General features: G+C 49.5%; 1 protein-coding gene. It reads right to left on the bottom strand.

The features are described 5' to 3' along the window. Positions 1–3: 3 nt before the first annotated feature. Entirely contained in the window at positions 4–1,185 is a 1,182-nt protein-coding gene (tuf, locus tag GAC_RS00055; RefSeq protein ID WP_011114180.1) for an elongation factor Tu, read from the bottom strand. Positions 1,186–1,194 lie beyond the last annotated feature (9 nt).

Raw genomic sequence — 1,194 nt, 5'->3', positions numbered from 1 at the left:
CCACTACTCCAAAATCTCAGTTATGATACCGGAGCCTACGGTTCTGCCACCCTCTCTCACCGCAAACCTCAACCCCTTATCAAGAGCAACTGGTTTATCAAGAGCAACTTCGATACTGAGGTTATCACCAGGCATAACCATCTCAACTCCACTAGGCAGCTTTATGCTTCCAGTAACATCTGTGGTACGGACATAGAACTGAGGCTGGTAGTTCGAGAAGAACGGAGTGTGCCTTCCACCTTCCTCCTTCTTCAAGATATATACCTCTGCCTTGAACGCCTTGTATGAACGTATCTGACCCGGTGCACTCAACACTTGGCCACGCTCCACATCTTCCTTCTTGATACCCCTAAGTAGTATGCCGGCGTTGTCCCCAGCTTCACCTGTCTCAAGGGCCTTGTGGAACATCTCAACTCCAGTGCACACTGTGCTCTGTAAGTCCCTAAGACCTACAATATCTACCTTGTCCCCTACCTTTATCACTCCTCTCTCAATCCTACCCGTAACCACTGTGCCACGACCAGGAATCGAGAATACATCTTCAACCGACATCAAAAATGGCTTGTCTTTCTCTCTAACCGGAAGCTCTATCTTCTCTAGCGCCCCCACCAGCTCCATAATCTTCTCACTCCACGGACCGTCAGAGCTTTCCTCCAACGCCTTGACCGCAGATCCTCTCACTACGTCAACCCCATCACCGTCATACCCATAGTTGCTCAGAAGCTCCCTAACTTCCATCTCAACTATCGACAACATCTCCTCATCTTCTACCACGTCACATTTGTTTATCCATGTGACTATGTCTTTCACGCCTACCTGCTTGGCTAGTAGTATGTGCTCACGAGTTTGTGGCATTGCTCCATCAGTTGCAGAGACTACCAGTATCGCCACATCCATCTGCGCGGCACCGGTTATCATGTTCTTTATGTAATCCGCGTGCCCCGGACAGTCTACGTGCGCATAGTGCCTGCCTTCTGTCTCATACTCTACGTGCGCTGTGGAAATGGTGATACCACGTGCCCTTTCCTCAGGCGCTTTGTCTATCTCATCGTACTTTACTACCTTGTTCGCTCCGCTAAGCCTTCTTGTCAATACCGTAGTAAGTGCAGCCGTTAACGTGGTCTTCCCGTGGTCAACATGCCCTATCGTACCTACGTTTATGTGCGGCTTTCTCCCTTCTGTCATAAAATTACC

The sequence above is a fragment of the Anaplasma marginale str. Florida genome (genome assembly GCF_000215485.1).
Taxonomy (GTDB): Bacteria; Pseudomonadota; Alphaproteobacteria; order Rickettsiales; family Anaplasmataceae; genus Anaplasma; species Anaplasma marginale.
The sequence above is the reverse complement of the archived record's forward strand: the minus strand, read 5'-3'. Positions and strand labels throughout refer to the sequence as shown.

What these genes read in the sequence shown, in the direction of transcription:
- tuf (WP_011114180.1), bottom strand. Translation starts at nt 1,185, where the DNA reads ATGACAGAAGGGAGAAAGCCGCACATAAACGTAGGTACGATAGGGCAT.